The organism is Trueperella pyogenes, from assembly GCF_001070855.1.
In the GTDB taxonomy this organism is placed as follows: domain Bacteria; phylum Actinomycetota; class Actinomycetes; order Actinomycetales; family Actinomycetaceae; genus Pauljensenia; species Pauljensenia pyogenes_A.
The window spans coordinates 49,426-65,446 of the sequence record NZ_JVLH01000013.1 but is presented as its reverse complement, the minus strand read 5'-3'; the positions used below and the strand labels follow the sequence as shown (position 1 = coordinate 65,446).

General features: G+C 53.4%; 14 protein-coding genes and 1 tRNA gene. 14 read left to right on the top strand and 1 reads right to left on the bottom strand.

Features of this window, described 5'->3' with window-relative positions:
* Positions 1-182 precede the first annotated feature (182 nt).
* From gap to ADG72_RS06525, 5 genes are all read left to right on the top strand, one after another.
* Complete coding sequence (gene gap / locus ADG72_RS06545; protein ID WP_048713590.1) at positions 183-1,190, top strand: type I glyceraldehyde-3-phosphate dehydrogenase; 1,008 nt, start codon at positions 183-185, stop codon at positions 1,188-1,190.
* A gap of 107 nt (positions 1,191-1,297) precedes the next feature.
* Positions 1,298-2,491: a phosphoglycerate kinase gene (locus ADG72_RS06540; RefSeq protein ID WP_048713588.1), complete on the top strand. Its 1,194-nt coding sequence runs from the start codon at positions 1,298-1,300 to the stop codon at positions 2,489-2,491.
* 3 nt (positions 2,492-2,494) lie between these two features.
* Entirely contained in the window at positions 2,495-3,274 is a 780-nt protein-coding gene (gene tpiA, locus ADG72_RS06535) for a triose-phosphate isomerase (RefSeq protein WP_048713586.1), read from the top strand.
* A 119-nt stretch (positions 3,275-3,393) separates the two neighbouring features.
* Entirely contained in the window at positions 3,394-3,639 is a 246-nt protein-coding gene (gene secG / locus ADG72_RS06530) for a preprotein translocase subunit SecG (RefSeq protein WP_048713583.1), read from the top strand.
* A 69-nt stretch (positions 3,640-3,708) separates the two neighbouring features.
* Positions 3,709-4,740, top strand: a complete 1,032-nt coding sequence (locus ADG72_RS06525; protein WP_080978665.1) for a YdcF family protein — start codon at positions 3,709-3,711, stop codon at positions 4,738-4,740.
* A gap of 9 nt (positions 4,741-4,749) precedes the next feature.
* On the opposite strand, the gene tkt is transcribed toward ADG72_RS06525, so the two are convergent.
* On the bottom strand, positions 4,750-6,831 hold the full coding sequence (gene tkt / locus ADG72_RS06520; protein ID WP_048713578.1) for a transketolase: 2,082 nt from the start codon (positions 6,829-6,831) through the stop codon (positions 4,750-4,752).
* 128 nt (positions 6,832-6,959) lie between these two features.
* Here tkt and xerD point away from each other — a divergent pair, with 128 nt between their 5' ends.
* From xerD to ADG72_RS06475, 9 genes are all read left to right on the top strand, one after another.
* Complete coding sequence (xerD, locus tag ADG72_RS06515) at positions 6,960-7,916, top strand: site-specific tyrosine recombinase XerD (protein ID WP_048713576.1); 957 nt, start codon at positions 6,960-6,962, stop codon at positions 7,914-7,916.
* A 69-nt stretch (positions 7,917-7,985) separates the two neighbouring features.
* Positions 7,986-8,852, top strand: a complete 867-nt coding sequence (locus ADG72_RS06510) for a ParA family protein (protein ID WP_048713573.1) — start codon at positions 7,986-7,988, stop codon at positions 8,850-8,852.
* On the top strand, positions 8,842-9,630 hold the full coding sequence (locus ADG72_RS06505) for a segregation and condensation protein A (protein ID WP_048713572.1): 789 nt from the start codon (positions 8,842-8,844) through the stop codon (positions 9,628-9,630). Before ADG72_RS06510 ends, ADG72_RS06505 begins: the two co-directional genes overlap by 11 nt.
* A complete protein-coding gene (scpB, locus tag ADG72_RS06500) occupies positions 9,627-10,208 on the top strand; it encodes an SMC-Scp complex subunit ScpB (protein ID WP_048713569.1) in 582 nt (193 codons plus the stop codon). The genes ADG72_RS06505 and scpB overlap by 4 nt, the downstream gene beginning before the upstream one ends.
* Positions 10,205-10,954, top strand: coding sequence for a pseudouridine synthase (locus ADG72_RS06495; RefSeq protein WP_048713567.1), 750 nt, complete (start codon positions 10,205-10,207; stop codon positions 10,952-10,954). Before scpB ends, ADG72_RS06495 begins: the two co-directional genes overlap by 4 nt.
* 17 nt (positions 10,955-10,971) lie before the next feature.
* On the top strand, positions 10,972-12,093 hold the full coding sequence (locus tag ADG72_RS06490; RefSeq protein WP_080978670.1) for a prephenate dehydrogenase: 1,122 nt from the start codon (positions 10,972-10,974) through the stop codon (positions 12,091-12,093).
* Between the two features lie 2 nt (positions 12,094-12,095).
* The gene (gene cmk, locus ADG72_RS06485) at positions 12,096-12,809 is read left to right on the top strand and encodes a (d)CMP kinase (RefSeq protein ID WP_048713562.1); all 714 of its coding nucleotides are present in this window, start codon (positions 12,096-12,098) and stop codon (positions 12,807-12,809) included.
* Positions 12,810-12,895: 86 nt separating this feature from the next.
* Positions 12,896-12,969 (top strand) — tRNA-Pro (locus ADG72_RS06480).
* A 270-nt stretch (positions 12,970-13,239) separates the two neighbouring features.
* Positions 13,240-16,017, top strand: a complete 2,778-nt coding sequence (locus tag ADG72_RS06475; RefSeq protein WP_048713561.1) for an N-acetylmuramoyl-L-alanine amidase — start codon at positions 13,240-13,242, stop codon at positions 16,015-16,017.
* Positions 16,018-16,021: the final 4 nt, after the last annotated feature.

Genomic DNA, 16,021 nt, shown 5'->3' with positions numbered 1-16,021 from the left:
TCTCTCTTTCGGCATAATGTGGGCCAGATCTCTAAGGACTTAGTTCACCCTCATCTCGGACCGTAAAGGTGTAGATTAGAGGTACTGGAACCGCAGAGAACTGCGGGCCATAGATGCAAACCGCATCTTCATGGTTGATACAGAAAGCGTGTCCCGCAGGGGGCACAAGCAGGAGGACAACAGTGACCACCCGCGTTGGCATTAACGGCTTTGGCCGCATCGGTCGTAACTTCTTCCGCGCTGCAATTGAGCAGGGCGCAGACATCGAGGTCGTTGCAGTTAACGATCTGACCGACAATAAGACTCTGGCACACCTGCTGAAGTACGACTCGATCATGGGTCGCTTCAATGGTGAGGTTTCCTACGACGATGAGGGCATCATCGTTGACGGAAAGCACATCAAGGTTCTCGCACAGCGCGATCCTGCCGACCTGCCTTGGGGCGAGCTCGGTGTCGAGGTTGTCGTTGAGTCCACCGGTTTCTTCACCGATGGTGAAAAGGCAGCTGCACACATCGCAGCTGGCGCAAAGAAGGTCGTCATTTCGGCACCTGCAAAGAATGTTGACGGCACCTTCGTCATGGGCGTGAACGACGGTGATTACGATCCCGCCACGATGAACATCATCTCCAACGCTTCGTGCACCACCAACTGCCTTGCTCCTCTGGCCAAGGTTCTCCACGAGAACTTCGGTATCGAGCGTGGCATCATGACCACCATCCACTCCTACACCGGCGACCAGCGCGTTCTCGACGCACCTCACTCGGATCTGCGTCGTGCACGTGCAGCAGCCCTCAACATGATCCCCACCAAGACCGGTGCGGCTCAGGCTGTTGCTCTGGTTCTGCCCGAGCTCAAGGGCAAGTTCGACGGACTCGCAGTTCGCGTTCCCACCCCGACCGGCTCGCTGACCGACCTGACCTTCGTTGCAACGAAGGAGGTCTCGGTTGAGGCTATCCAGGCTGCCGTGAAGGCTGCCGCCGAGGGTGAGCTCAAGGGTGTTCTTGAGTACACCGAAGATCCGATCGTCTCCACCGACATCGTGGGCAACCCCCACACCTCGATCTTCGATGCAACCGAGACCAAGGTCATCGGCAACCTGGTGAAGGTTCTCTCTTGGTACGACAACGAGTGGGGCTACTCGAACGCTCTTGTTCGCCTGACCTCGCTGGTTGGCTCCAAGCTGGCCTGATCCTCGCATAGAGCATGATCTGCTAGTTACTGGGCCCGTGTACGTGAAAGCGTATGCGGGCCCAGTTCGCTAGCGTCTCAATTTTTCATTTATTTAAGGAGATTCCCATGAGGACAATTGATAGCCTGGGTGATCTTTCCGGTAAGAGCGTTCTGCTCCGTTCGGACTTCAATGTTCCCCTCGATGCTGATCAGAACATTACTGATGATGGCCGTATTCGCGCGGCACTTCCGACGATCAAGCTTCTTTTGGATGCAGGTGCAAAGGTCATCATTGCCGCTCACCTTGGTCGTCCCAAGGGCCAAGTCAACCCCGCATTCTCACTTGCCCCCGTTGCCAGCCGCCTTGCTGAGCTGACCGGCGTCAAGGTCACTCTTGCTCCCGACACTGTCGGTGAAGGAGCACACGCTGCAGTTGAGGCCGCAAAGCCCGGTGAAATCGTTCTTCTCGAGAATGTTCGCTTCAACGCTGCAGAGACCTCGAAGGACGATGCAGAGCGCGAAGCCTTCGCTGCCCAGCTTGCTTCTCTGGCCGATGCGTTTGTGTCCGATGGTTTCGGTGTTGTTCACCGTAAGCAAGCCTCTGTCTACGACGTTGCCAAGCTTCTGCCCAGTGCAGCAGGTTTGCTGGTCGTTAAGGAAATCGAGTCCCTGGGTAAAGCAGTTAATGATCCGGAGCGTCCTTACGTTGTCGTTTTGGGTGGCTCGAAGGTCTCCGACAAGCTTGGTGTGATCGCTAATCTGCTTTCAAAGGCGGATAAGCTCATTATCGGTGGCGGCATGGCCTACACCTTCCTTGCAGCGCAGGGCTACGAAGTTGGTAAGTCTCTGCTCGAGGCAGACCAGATTCCCACCGTGCAGGGTTACATGGAGACCGCAAAGAAGAATGGCGTTGAGCTTCTTCTGCCTGTCGACACTGTCGTTGCTCCTGAGTTTGCAGCAGACGCGCCCGCAACCGTCGTAAGCTCAGACGCGCTTCCCGCGGATCAGATGGGCCTCGACATCGGCCCGAAGACCCGCGAGATTTTCTCTCAGGCAATTGCTTCTGCAAAGACCGTTGTGTGGAACGGCCCCATGGGCGTCTTCGAGTTCCCCGCATTCGCAGAGGGAACAAAGGCAGTCGCACGTGCAATGAGCGAAGGAACCGCATTCACCGTTATCGGTGGTGGAGACTCCGCATCTGCCGTTCGTAACCTTGGCTTTGACGAATCTACTTTCTCTCACATTTCCACCGGTGGTGGCGCCTCTCTCGAACTGCTCGAGGGTAAGGTTCTGCCCGGTATCGCAGTACTGGAGGACTGAACAATGACACGTACCCCTTTGATGGCAGGTAACTGGAAGATGAACCTCGATCACCTCGAGGCAAATCACCTGGTCCAGGGCTTGGCCATGGAACTTTCGGATCACAACTTTGACTACTCGCGTTGCGAGGTCCTGGTGATCCCTCCGTTCACCGATCTTCGTACCGTGCAGACCGTTGTTGACGCTGATGATCTTCAGATCAAGTACGGTGCACAGGACATCTCTGTCCACGATAATGGTGCATTCACCGGTGAGATCTCCTCTGAGATGCTGACCAAGCTTGGATGCAGCTACGTGGTGGTTGGCCACTCCGAGCGTCGTGAGTACCACAACGAGTCCGATCAGCTTGTTGGCCAAAAGGCTCGCAAGGCTTTTGATGCGGGCATGACCCCAATCCTGTGCTGTGGCGAGGCTCTTGAGGTTCGTAAGGCTGGAACCCACGTTGAGTTCGTTCTCGGTCAGGTTCGTGCAGCACTCGAAGGCTTCACCGCTGACGAGGTTGCGAAGATTGTCATCGCCTACGAACCCATTTGGGCAATTGGTACCGGTGAGACTGCAACTGCAGATGACGCCCAGGAAGTTTGCGGCGCGATCCGCGAGGCGCTGCGCGCCGACTACGGCGAAGCAACCGCTGACTCCACGCGCATTCTCTACGGCGGCTCGGCAAAGCCCGGAAACATCAAGGAGCTCATGAGCCAGCCCGATGTTGATGGCGCACTTGTTGGTGGCGCGTCGCTGAAGGCAGACTCCTTCGCTGCGATGGCTCGCTTCCAGGAGCTGTGATCTTTTAAAGGCTCTGGGCGCCGAAGTGCGCAACACTTCGGCGCCCAGCTGGCCTTGCCTAGGCATTATTCGCTAGACTACACACCGTTGAAGTCTCTGAAAGAATCGGAAAATCGAACGTGGCGGCACTGAACATTACACTTATCGTCATCATCACCCTGACCAGCATTTTGCTGACCCTGACGATTCTGATGCACAAGGGTAAGGGCGGCGGCCTTTCCGATATGTTCGGTGGCGGAATTTCTTCTTCCGCCGGTTCTTCTGGTGTTGCAGAGCGTAACCTCAATCGGATCACTTTGGCCATTCTTCTGATTTGGGCGGTTTCAATCATCGGTTTCGGTGTGTTGACGAAGTTCGCTGCCTAAGACATTCTTCATCGTGCTGCATCCGCCTGCGGATGCAGCATTATTTTTACCCTGCGATAGCATGAGCTCATGCTGAGTGGATTAATGAGTGCTTTACTGGTCTTTTCGCCTGCCATAATTTGGGGCATTCTTTTTACGTGGTCCTATCGGAAAGAGCCGCGACAGTTCAAGAATGCGATTTTCTTCTTGTTGATGCTGATCTTCGCACTCGGTGCGTGTGGGATCTACACCAATGACATCGGGATAGTCCTTCTTTTGGGAATTGCAATCCCATTTGCACCCATTATCACTGTGGGGTTCTTGCTTGTTAATGCGTGGATTGTCATTCGGAGAGAAGGCTTTTCTCTTCCAAACGTTCTTCCCGCGCTTCTCGCGTTGGCAATTGTCGCCTGGATTATCGGAATTCCAGTGGGTATTGGAATAAGCCACTCAAGGGTCGTCATTTCTCTTTCAGCTTTGCTCTTAGTGCTCGGTTTGTGGTTCTTCTTCAGTTTTGTTGCGCTGCTCGTGTATTCCTGGTTCTATCGAAGGCTTCCCCGAAAACGCACCTTTGATTACATCATCATTCATGGTGCAGGACTGAGGGGAGAAGAGCCGACACCACTGCTCAGAGGACGAATCGATAAGGCTTTAGAGCTATGGAAAGCACAGGGTGCACATGCGATTCTCATTCCCTCAGGTGGGCAGGGAAGTGACGAGGTCATTTCTGAAGCTGAAGCTATGTCCCGCTATTTATCTTCGCGTGGCGTCCCACAGGACTCAATCCTTATTGAAGACCGTTCGACCACAACCATGGAGAATCTTCTTTTTGCCAAGCATCTTCTGGATACACGGTCTTCAGGAACATACCGCTGTGCCTTCGTAACATCTGACTACCATGTCTTCCGAACGTCACTCTATGCGTCAAAAGTTGGACTCAAGGGTGACGGCATCGGTTCGAAGACTGCTGGCTACTACTTTCCAACAGCGTATATCCGCGAGTTTATCGCGATAACGAAAGAACACTGGATGCCCTATGTGATCCTGACGTTCATGTGGGCAACCAGTGTCCTTGCGCCGTATTTTGGTCAGCTACTGCGGGTTTTCCAGGCCAGTCAGTAGGCTAAGCCCTCAGTGGGCTGCAGCAAAACTTTCACGAGCCTTTGCTGCGATATTTTCAGGGGTAAAGCCGTACTTCTCAAACAGCCGGGCGCCGTCCACAGACTCGCCAAAGTGTTCAAGGGAGACGATCCGTCCGGCCTTGCCAACCCAGCGGTACCAAGGAAGCGCAATCCCAGCCTCGACAGCCACGCGTGCGCGAACCGCCGAGGGGAGGACCGACTCGCGGTAGGCCTCGTCCTGGCTCTCAAACCACTCAATGCACGGAACCGAGACAACGCGCGAAGCAATTCCCTCTGCTTTCAGCAAGCGATGAGCCTCCAAAGTAGGCGCTACCTCTGAACCTGTAGCCATCAAAATGACCTCGGGACTGCCTTCGCAATCGGCAAGAATGTAGGCACCGCGGGCAACACCTTGAGCATCAGCAAGCTCACTTCCTTCGCCACGGGTGGGATTAGGAAGGTTCTGTCGGCTTAAGACCAAAGCTGCAGGATGATGCTGCTCGAGAATCTTCTTCCATGCCTGGACAGTTTCAGCTGCATCTGCAGGGCGAATCATTGCAAGATTTGGAATTGCACGGTAGGAAGCAAGGTGTTCGATTGGCTGGTGCGTGGGGCCATCTTCGCCAACACCGATTGAATCGTGCGTCCAAACATAGGTGACGGGAAGGTCCATAAGAGCGGCAAGGCGAACCGCACCGCGCATAAAGTCCGAGAAGACAAAGAACGTTCCGCCATACACTCGGGTGAGACCATCAGCTGCAATACCATTCATCGCACAGGCCATCGCAAATTCGCGAATACCAAAGTGGAGGTTGCGGCCGTATGGATCAGCTTCAAAGGAACGCGAGTATGTTCCTTCCGGAAGGAATGAAGTCAATCCATTGAGGAAGGTGTTATTTGATCCACCGAGGTCAGCAGATCCACCCCATAGTTCGGGAAGCACCGGTGCGATAGCATTGAGTACCTTTCCCGAGGCCGAGCGGGTTGCGATTGCCTTCTCCGCCGGGAATTCGGGGAGGGCCTCTTCCCATCCTTGGGGAAGTTTTCCCTGCCGAAGGCGCTTAAGAAGAGCCGCTCGCTCAGGATTTGCTTCCTTCCATTGCTTGAAACGCTGATCCCATTGCTCACGCAGTGTCTGTGCGCGCTGAGCAAATTGTTTGCGAGAATGCGCAACGGCCTCTTCATCGACTGCGAAGTGAGCATCCGGATCGGCTCCCAATGCGAGCTTTAAGCCACGAAGTGCCTCTTCACCGAGCTTGGCACCGTGGATTCCTCCGGTGTTGGATTTTTCGGGCGTCGGCCATCCGATAATTGTCCGAAGCGCAATGATCGAGGGTTGGTCGGTGTTATCACGAGCGGCATCCAGAGCCTCATCCAAGGCATGAACATCTTCAACGTAGGAGCCATCCTCGCTCAACCAATCCACGCGCTGGACGTGCCATCCGTAGGACTCGTAGCGTTTAAGAACATCCTCGCTGAAAGCTATATCAGTATCGCCTTCGATCGAGATGCGGTTGTCGTCCCATAAAACAATGAGGTTGCCGAGCTTCTGTGTTCCTGCAAGCGAAGAAGCCTCCGCGGAAACGCCCTCTTGAAGACAGCCGTCACCGGCAATCACATAAACACAATGATCAAAAATCGACTGACCATGAGGAGTATCAGGATCAAGAAGACCATGGGTGAAACGCTCTGCCATGGCGAAACCAACAGCAGAAGCAAGACCAGTTCCAAGCGGGCCCGTGGTGAGCTCAACTCCCGGGGTATGCCCGAACTCGGGGTGTCCGGGAGTGAGTGCTCCTTCGGTACGCAGGGCTTTCAGGTCCTCAAGTTCAACGCCCATTCCCGCAAGATAGAGCTGGAGATATTGAGTCAGTGAAGAGTGGCCCGATGAAAGAATGAAACGATCGCGGCCCAACCAGTGTGGGTCTGACGGGTCAAGGTGAAGGTGATGCTGGTAGAGCGCATACGCCGCAGGAGCAAGAGAAATCGCTGCTCCCGGGTGTCCATTTCCGACACGTTCAACTGCATCAGCAGCAAGAATTTTAGCGGTGGAAATAGCGCGGCTATCGAGCTCATTCCAAGACGCGGGCACGATTGGACCTCCTGGCAATCGGTAAGATGGCTTCCCTGCAGGGTCAAGTGTAGCCGCATGCCGCGCTCGAACAGTGAATATACAGCAAATCAGTGGAGCGCAAATACAATGACTACGTGGCTAAACAAATGGAGCGTGTTCAGGAAGAATGGCTTATTTTCCTGAGTGTAGAGAAGGGCGCATCCCCGCATACTGTCTCCAACTATCGGCGCGATGTACAAAAATATTGCGCTTTCCAAGAATCACGTGGCGTTGATCAATGCGATCAGATCACCGAGAGTTCGATTGAGGACTTTCTCGCGTCACTGAGCGAGTCGAAAGATGGGCATGCTGCGGCGCCCTCCTCCGTAGCCCGCGCATTAGCGGCAATTCGTTCTTTTCACAAATACGCACTTCGAGAGGGCCACAGTGCTCAGGATCCGAGCGCCCAAGTTCGTGTTCCTCAAGTTGCCGGGCACCTTCCAAAAGCTCTAACAGTCGAGCAAGTTGAAGCTTTGCTCGAGGCGGCAGGCAGCGGAGATGACCCGCGTTCGCTTCGCGATCGAGCTCTTCTTGAAACCCTCTACGCAACTGGTGCTCGCGTGAGCGAGGCCGTTTCAATGGCGATTGATGACCTCGACCTTAATGAAGAACTTCCGATTATTCGCCTATTCGGAAAGGGACGTAAGGAACGACTTGTTCCCTTGGGATCTATGGCAAAACAGGCTCTTGAAGCCTATCTTGTGCGTGCGCGCCCCTTCTTTTCTTCAAGGGGGAAAGGGTGTCCGAACGTCTTTCTCAACAATAGGGGAGGCGCACTTTCACGTCAGTCTGCTTGGGACATCATTCAACGCGCGGCAACGCGCGCGCAGCTTGAGGTACCCGTCTCTCCACACACCTTGCGGCATTCCTTTGCCACACACTTGTTAGAAGGCGGAGCGAATATTCGAGACGTACAAGAATTGCTTGGGCATTCCTCTGTCTCAACGACGCAAATCTATACCAAGGTGACGATTGCTACCCTTAAGGAAATGTACCGAACTGCCCATCCGCGCGCGCAGCTCGATCCACGTGATATCACAACCTCGGCCTCGCAATCCCAATAAGACAAGAGAGCTCACAACTTAAGCGGGGTAGGGCGGAATTGTGTGGAGCAATGCACTAAGATAGGGAACGTGACGAATCCATCTCAGCCAACGCTTACCGGGGATCTTCCTGCCAACGAAGAAAATGATTTCCCCGTCCCGGCACCACTGACCGGGCATGGACCCGCACGCATTATTGCGATGTGTAATCAAAAAGGTGGGGTTGGAAAGACAACGACAACCATCAATCTTGCAGCATCGCTAGCTGAATATGGACGTCGTGTTCTGATTGTTGACTTTGATCCTCAAGGCGCTGCATCTGTTGGCTTGGGCATCAATACCCTGGAGATGGAACACACAATCTATAACCTCCTGATGAATCCGAAGGAAGATATTCATCAGGCCCTGTGCCACACCTCAATTCCCGGCCTCGATATCGTGCCTGCAAATATCGATCTTTCGGCCGCCGAAGTTCAGTTGGTTAACGAGGTTGCGCGTGAATCAGCGCTCTCGCGTGTTCTTCGACCGGTCGTCGATGATTACGACGTCATTCTAATTGACTGCCAGCCTTCGCTTGGACTACTCACCGTCAATGCCTTAACCGCGGCACACGGTGTGATTGTTCCTATGGAAGCGGAGTTTTTTGCTCTTCGCGGTGTCGCATTGCTAGTCGAAACCATCGAAACAGTGCGCGATCGCATTAATCCGCGCCTGAAGATCGACGGAATTCTGGCGACGATGGTTGATACCCGCACCTTGCACTCCCGTGAGGTTTTGGAGCGACTTGACGAGGCCTTTGGTGACCTTGTCTTCACAACACGGATTGCGCGTACTGTGAAGTTCCCCGATGCTTCAGTCGCGACAGTGCCAATTACCAGCTACGCGCCGAACCACCCGGGCGCGCGTTCCTACCGACGTTTGGCCAGAGAGATCATCGCGCGTGGAGATGTCGCCTGAATATGACGGGACTCAAGCGGCACTTGATGATTTTCAAGTCTCGCTTGAAGTCTTCGAAGGTCCTTTTGACCTTCTGCTCCAATTGATCTCTCGGAAGAAGCTTGATATCACTCAGGTTGCCCTTGCCGAAGTGACCGATGAGTTCATTGCACATATGCGTGCCTTTCCTGATCTTTCACGGACCAGTGAATTCCTTGTGGTTGCCGCGACTCTATTGGATATGAAGGCAGCGCGTTTGCTTCCCGATTATGAAGAGGAATCCTCACTAAGTAGTGAAGACCTCGAAGCACGTGACCTGCTCTTCAGTCGTTTGCTTCAATATCGGGCATTCAAACTTGCGGCGGGGGAAATCGCTCAACAGCTTGAGGCCTATGTGGGTTTAATCCCGCGCAGCGTTGCGCTTGAACCTCAATTCACTCGGCTTCTTCCGGAACTTCGATGGGAAGTAGGCGCTGAGGATCTTGCTCGTGCATGTGCGGACGCGCTCAGTGCTCAGCCGCCGACTGTCGAAGTGACACACCTCCATTCAGCTGCAGTGCCAGTTGCTCAGGAAGCAAAGGTCGTCATCTCGTATCTAAGTGCTCATGGCCACGCAACCTTTTCTCAGCTCATCTCGGACGCGCGTGATACGGCAGTTGTTGTCTCGCGATTCCTCGCTATCTTAGAGTTGTACAGGCGCAGAGCAATTGAGTTCCAGCAGGAAGAGGCGCTTTCAACACTGGAACTCGTATGGAATGGAAATGACCCAAAGGTCGATGAATGGGAGGAGGACGTATGAGCGATGCACTTGACCTTGCTGAGACTCAACTTCTCTTCGCTCCCATCGAAGCAATTTTGATGGTTGTCGATCAGCCCGTTACTGCTCAACAGCTTGCCGGTGTTCTCAATGTGTCTGCTGAAGATATCGAGCACGTGCTTGAAGCGCTCTGCGCACAATACGCTGGACGCTCTGGTGGCCGTGAACACGGATTTGAACTTCGGCGTCTTGGCGGAGGATGGCGGATTTATTCTGCTCCTCGCTGGGAGTCGCTTGTTTCCCAGTTTATTGTTGGATCAGGACAATCTAAACTGTCACAAGCTGCTCTGGAAACACTTGCGGTTATTGCCTATCGTCAACCGATCTCGCGTGCGAGGATTTCTCAAATCCGCGGAGTGAATGTTGATGCGGTGGTTCGAACCTTGTGTGCACGTGAACTCATTGAGGAAGTTGGCCAATCTTCTTCTGGGGCTCGTTTGTATGGAACGACCCAAGTATTTCTTGAACGAATGGGAATGAATTCCCTCGACGAATTGGCGCCATTAGCCCCCTACCTTCCGGCTTCGGACGAGCTGGACGAACTTGAGGAGACACTGTGAGAAACGATTCCTATAGTGAAGACGGTATTCGCCTGCAAAAGGTACTCTCACGTGCGGGGGTAGCTTCTCGACGGGCAGCAGAAGAGCTTATTGCTCAAGGCCGTGTTTCAGTTGACGGCAAGGTGGTTCGCGGTCAAGGCATGCGTGTTGACCCCATGCGTCAGGCAATCCACGTCGATGGAAAGCGGATTATCTTGGAAGAGAACCGCCCGATCGTCATGGCTGTGAATAAGCCTGTTGGTATGGTTTCGACCATGTCAGACCCGGAGGGGCGCCCGACGCTAGCGGATCTTGTTGCTGATTACCCGGAACGTCTTTATCACGTGGGCCGCTTGGATATCGATACTTCTGGGCTGCTTTTGCTGACGAATGATGGTGAGCTAGCAAACCGACTGACACACCCCTCCTACGAGATTCCTAAAACCTACATTGCGCGTGTTCACGGCGAGGTTAAGCCGGGTGTCCGCCGTCGTCTGCTCGAAGGCGTTGAATTGGAAGACGGTCCAATTGCGGTTGATTCTTTCCGCACCATGGAAACCTATGGTGATATCACCACTGTTGAAATCATCGTCCACGAAGGACGTAACCGTCTTGTCCGCCGTTTGATGGATGAGGTCGGTTACCCAGTTCGGGAGCTCGTTCGTACGAAGTTTGGCCCCATTCGCCTAGAACACCTACAACCTGGAACGATGCGTCGCGTCAAGGGACCGCAGCTTGCCGCTCTCTATGACGCAGTTGGTTTGTGAGTCCTGTGCCATCGCTCGTGAGTACAACCCGAGGCCCCGTTCTGATTATCGGAACGGGTCTATTGGGCACCTCTCTTGCACTTGCACTTCGTAGCGGGGGAGTCGAGGTTTTTCTTCGTGATTCCTCACCAACGGCTGGACGCTTAGCGCAGGATTTGGGCGCCGGAACTTTGATCGGTCCGGATGATCACTGCTCGCCGTCGTTGGTCATTGTGTCAACACCTCCTGACGTTGCTGATATCTGTGTTGTGGATGCCTTGATTCGATATCCCGAGGCCGTCGTCAGCGATGTCGCTTCCGTAAAGTTGGCTGTCCTTGAGGGAGTTGTTGAGGAAGCAGAGCGTCGCGGCCTAGACATTACGAGTCGCTACGTGGGTTCTCATCCGATGGCGGGTCGCGAGCGTAGTGGCGCAGGTGCGGCAGACGCAGATCTTTTCTACGGCAGGCCATGGGTGATTGTTCCAAGCCCAACTTCATCGCCTGATGCAGTGATGCGGATTCGTTCACTTGCGGGGGATGTGGGAGCCTTCCCCATTGAAATGGATGCTTCAACACATGATCAATCCGTTGCGCTAATTTCACACGTACCTCAGTTGGTTTCGTCGATGCTTGCTGCTCGGCTTGCTGATGCCCCTGTTTCGGCGCTCTCACTTTCAGGCCAGGGCCTGCGCGATACAACTCGAATTGCCGCTTCCGATCCTCGTTTGTGGACTGCTATTTTGGCGGGTAATGCTGGCCCAGTCGTCAAGGTGTTGAAGGATATACGCGGTGATCTCGATGATCTGATTTCGCATCTGGATGCTGCTGCGCACGAGGGCCCTCTTGAAGGTGGAAGCGTGGGAGCTGTCTATCGAGTGATGGATCAGGGCAATAGGGGAGTCGCACGTATTCCGGGTAAACACGGCGGAGCGCCAAGGCGCTATGTCGTTCTCGATGTATTTGTTCCTGATACTGCTGGCTCTCTCGGTCGACTTTTCGCAGATCTCGGTGAGATCGGCGTAAATATTGAAGACTTCGCCCTTGAGCACTCTGCAGGCGCTCAAATGGGTGTCGCCCGCCTCAGTCTCGATCCATCTATCGTTTCTTCGACCATCTGCCAGCTGCAGGAACGCGGGTGGAATACCGGAAGTGGAGATTAATAATGTCTGATGCTCTTTCCCCTCACGGACTGACAATTGCAATTGATGGCCCTGCGGGTTCTGGCAAATCAACGATTGCTAAATTACTTGCTCGTCGCTTGGGCATTGGCTACCTCGATACTGGAGCGATGTATCGTTCATTGACTCTTATTGCTTTAGAATCAGGCGTTGATTTAGACGATCACGATGCCGTTGCCGCCTTGCTTCCTTCTCTTGACCTGCACGCCGATTCGAATCCTGATGATCCTCATTTCTTTGTTGGAAACCGCGAGGTCACTTCGTTAATCCGATCCTCTATCGTTTCCGAGGCCGTCGCTAAGATCTCCACGAATCTTTTAGTTCGCGCATGGATGGTCGAGCATCAGCGTCAACGCATGGCCGAAGCTTGTGCTAACGGAAGTGGAATGGTGGCCGAAGGGCGCGATATCACCACTGTTGTATACCCTGAAGCCGATCTGAGAGTCTTGCTGGTTGCTTCCCCGCTTGCACGGATGAAGAGGAGGGCTAAAGAGTTATTCGGCGATGACAGCCCTGAAAGCCTAGAGAAAGTCCGTTCTCAGATTGTCGATCGTGATGCAGCTGATTCAACTGTCAGCGAATTTACGAATCCGGGTCCTGGAATTGAGCTGATTGATACCTCGGATCTTGATATTGAGGGGGTCTTGGAGGCTGTTATTTCGCTTCTCCCCGCAGGCATGAGTCGACAGCACAACTGAATGTGACGGGGGTCGCCGTACTCAATTGGAATTTTCGGTAGGACTTGGGCTAAACTATCCGAGTCGCCAAAATTTAGGTGATCAAACGGGCTGTGGCGCAGTTTGGTAGCGCACTTGACTGGGGGTCAAGGGGTCGTGGGTTCAAATCCCGCCAGCCCGACAGTTAATCAGGATCGGTTTTCCGATCCTGCTTTTTTATCCTCAGCAGTCTTTTTCCCCGAAGTTTTGCGCAAAATTTCGGCCATAGATTTCACGCTCATCTAAGGCAAAACGGCTGTGCAATTCCTGCGAACTTTAAGATGTCCGCATATATTCAACGAAATTGACTGAAGAAAACCTGTGAATGAGTGCACTTTATGATGTTACGAATGTGGCAAATGTGTATAGTGTTACGAAAGTGACTAACCATCATCACTGACGGAGTTTATCTATGCGAGTAGTTTCCCTGACAGTAAGTGCTGCATTCTTGAGCCTTGTGTTCCCACAAGGAACGGCCTTGGCGAATGCACCAACAAGCGATCACCAGATCGCCCTCACAGGGACGACAACAAGTAGCGAACACCCCGTACAAAAGATCACTCTCACGAGTTCGCAAGGAGAACCTACGCGAGTTGCCCAAGCGGGCCTCGAGAATGTCGGAATTGGAAATGGACATTCTTTAAAACGATTCTCACGTGCCACGTTGCAATCGCAGGGCACATCTTCATTTGATCCAAGTGATCATGCAGCGATCTTGACTGAGCCGATTTCGGTTGATCCTTTTATGGTGACCGGTTTGTCCTGGAGCGGACAGTCCGCGCTTTCTGCCAATACCCAGATGTTTATTCGCGTACGCGAAAGTGGCCACTGGAGCCAGTGGTACCTTACTGATAATGATGGGGGAGCAGGAAAAGATCACGCTGATGGTACACAAGCGCGTGGTGGTACTGATCCTTTCATTACCGCGGGAGCCGATGCGATCCAGATTCGCGTAACTGGAGACGAAGACGACCTTCCAGCCGATCTCGAAGTCGCAATGATTCCTGATAACCCGCAAGGTGAAACAACACTGGCAGAAGACGATGTTGTAACAACGGCTGCGGAAGGCACAGATCTTAATCTAGAGTCCGTGCAGGCCGAAGGAAGCCATTTGACTTCGATTATCCAGCCCGAACAGAACGCTGAGGCTGATAGCAATGGCGCAGAGCCTGAAGCTGAAACACCAACCCCTGGTTCTAGCGAGGACAGTGCTGAGGAATCAACTCAAACTGTTTATCCGGGAGTCGGTAGCGGAATCGCAATCGGTCGCAGCGGTGCGCAGCTTAGCCACGCATTCCCCAAGACTGCTCAGCCGAATGGGCTTCCCGTTGCCGTAACAAGTCGCGCTGGATGGGGCGCAGACGAATCCTATCTTGACTGGGATCCCGAGTACTATAACGCCCGCCATGTTGTCATTCACCACACGGCCGGTACCAATAACTATTCCATGGATCAATCTGCATCCATTGTCCGGGGAATCTATCACTACCATGCAGTGACTCTTGATTGGGGAGATATCGGTTATAACTTCCTTGTTGATAAATGGGGACGTGCTTTCGAAGGCCGTAAAGGTACCTTATCCGCACCTTCAGGAAAGATGGTCGCCGGCGCCCACGATCAGGGTTTCAACTCTGGAACAATGGGCATCTCGATGATGGGTACCTACCAAAGTGAGGCTCCCTCGCAGGCAACCTTGAACACCGTGGGCGCTTTGGCAGGTTGGCAGTTGCGTCGAGCAGGCGTCAGTAACATGTCGGAGAAGGCTGTTTTTAAGCCGATGGGCTCAAACCCCAAATATCGTGCCGGGACCGCAGTAAATCTACCTCGCATTTCTGGGCACCGCGATACCTATCCAACAAGCTGTCCTGGTGATGCCGGTTATGCAAAGCTCCAAACAATCCGCGAAATTGCACAAAATGGCACCCGTGCAACGACTACGAACATCTCAGAACGTTCGGCAGTCAACTCCGTTAAGGGAGCGATTCGCGGACTTTGGAATGAAAATCAATCCCTGATGGGTGATCCAAAGAGTGAGGAGCAACCGAGCGGTAGCGGGGTCTACCAGCTCTTTGACCGAGGTACCGCTTACTGGAGCGAAAAGAGTGGCGCCCACTTTGTCTCCGGATCAATCTTCCGCACATACGGTGACAACCGTTACGAACGTGGGTTCTTAGGATTTCCAACGAGTGATGAGTATTCTGCAGGTTCTGGACGCGTACAAGAATTCGAAGGCGGAGTGCTCACTACCTATAAATCAGGTAACTACGTTCTACGATTCGGAACAGGTATTGCAAACACGTACCGCACTTTGGGGGGAGCAAAGAAATTTGGCGCTGTGACAAGTGCTGAAACTCGCTCCGGAAGGGGAGTTTTTCAGGTATTCGACAAGGGAACCGCTTATTGGACAGCAGAAGGCGGTACCCATTTTGTGAGCGGAGAAATCTTCAAAGCATACGGACAAGCAGGGTATGAACGCGGCTCATTAGGCTATCCCTTAAGCGACGAATACTCCACGGATTCGGGGCGGATTCAAGAATTCCAAGGTGGTGTCATCACCTCCTCGACCTTTGGAACCTACACCCTGCGTTATGGGACTGGTATAGCAAATGCTTTCCGCGAAATTGGCGGGGTAAAAGTTGTCGGTTTACCGCGTACCTCAGAGACTCATTCCGCTAAGGGCGTCTACCAAGTATTCGACAACGGCACGGCGTACTGGACTCCTCAAGGCGGTACTCATTTCGTACGGGCAGGCATCTTTAACGCCTACGGAAGCAAGGGATACGAACGCGGTTTCCTTGGTTTTCCCGTCAGTGATGAGTACTCGGCAGGCTCCGGTCGCGCACAGGAGTTTGAAGGCGGCGTCATCACGTGGAGCGCAGAGGCTGGAACCTATGTCTTGCGCTACGGGACTGGTATTGCAAATGCATATCGAGAACTTGGCGGTGCACGCTTCTTAGGTGTTGCAACTACAGCTGAGATGCCTTCAGGTAAGGGAGTATTCCAAGTCTTTGACAAGGGGACTGCCTACTGGAGTGCAACAGGCGGCTCACACTTTGTTCGAGGACAGATCTTTACAACGTACGGCCGAGCTGGATTCGAACGCGGAGGCTATGGGTATCCCACCAGTGATGAATTTTGGTCCGCGGGTAGGCGAGTTCAGTACTTTGAGGGCGGTAGAATTGCCTCATAACTAA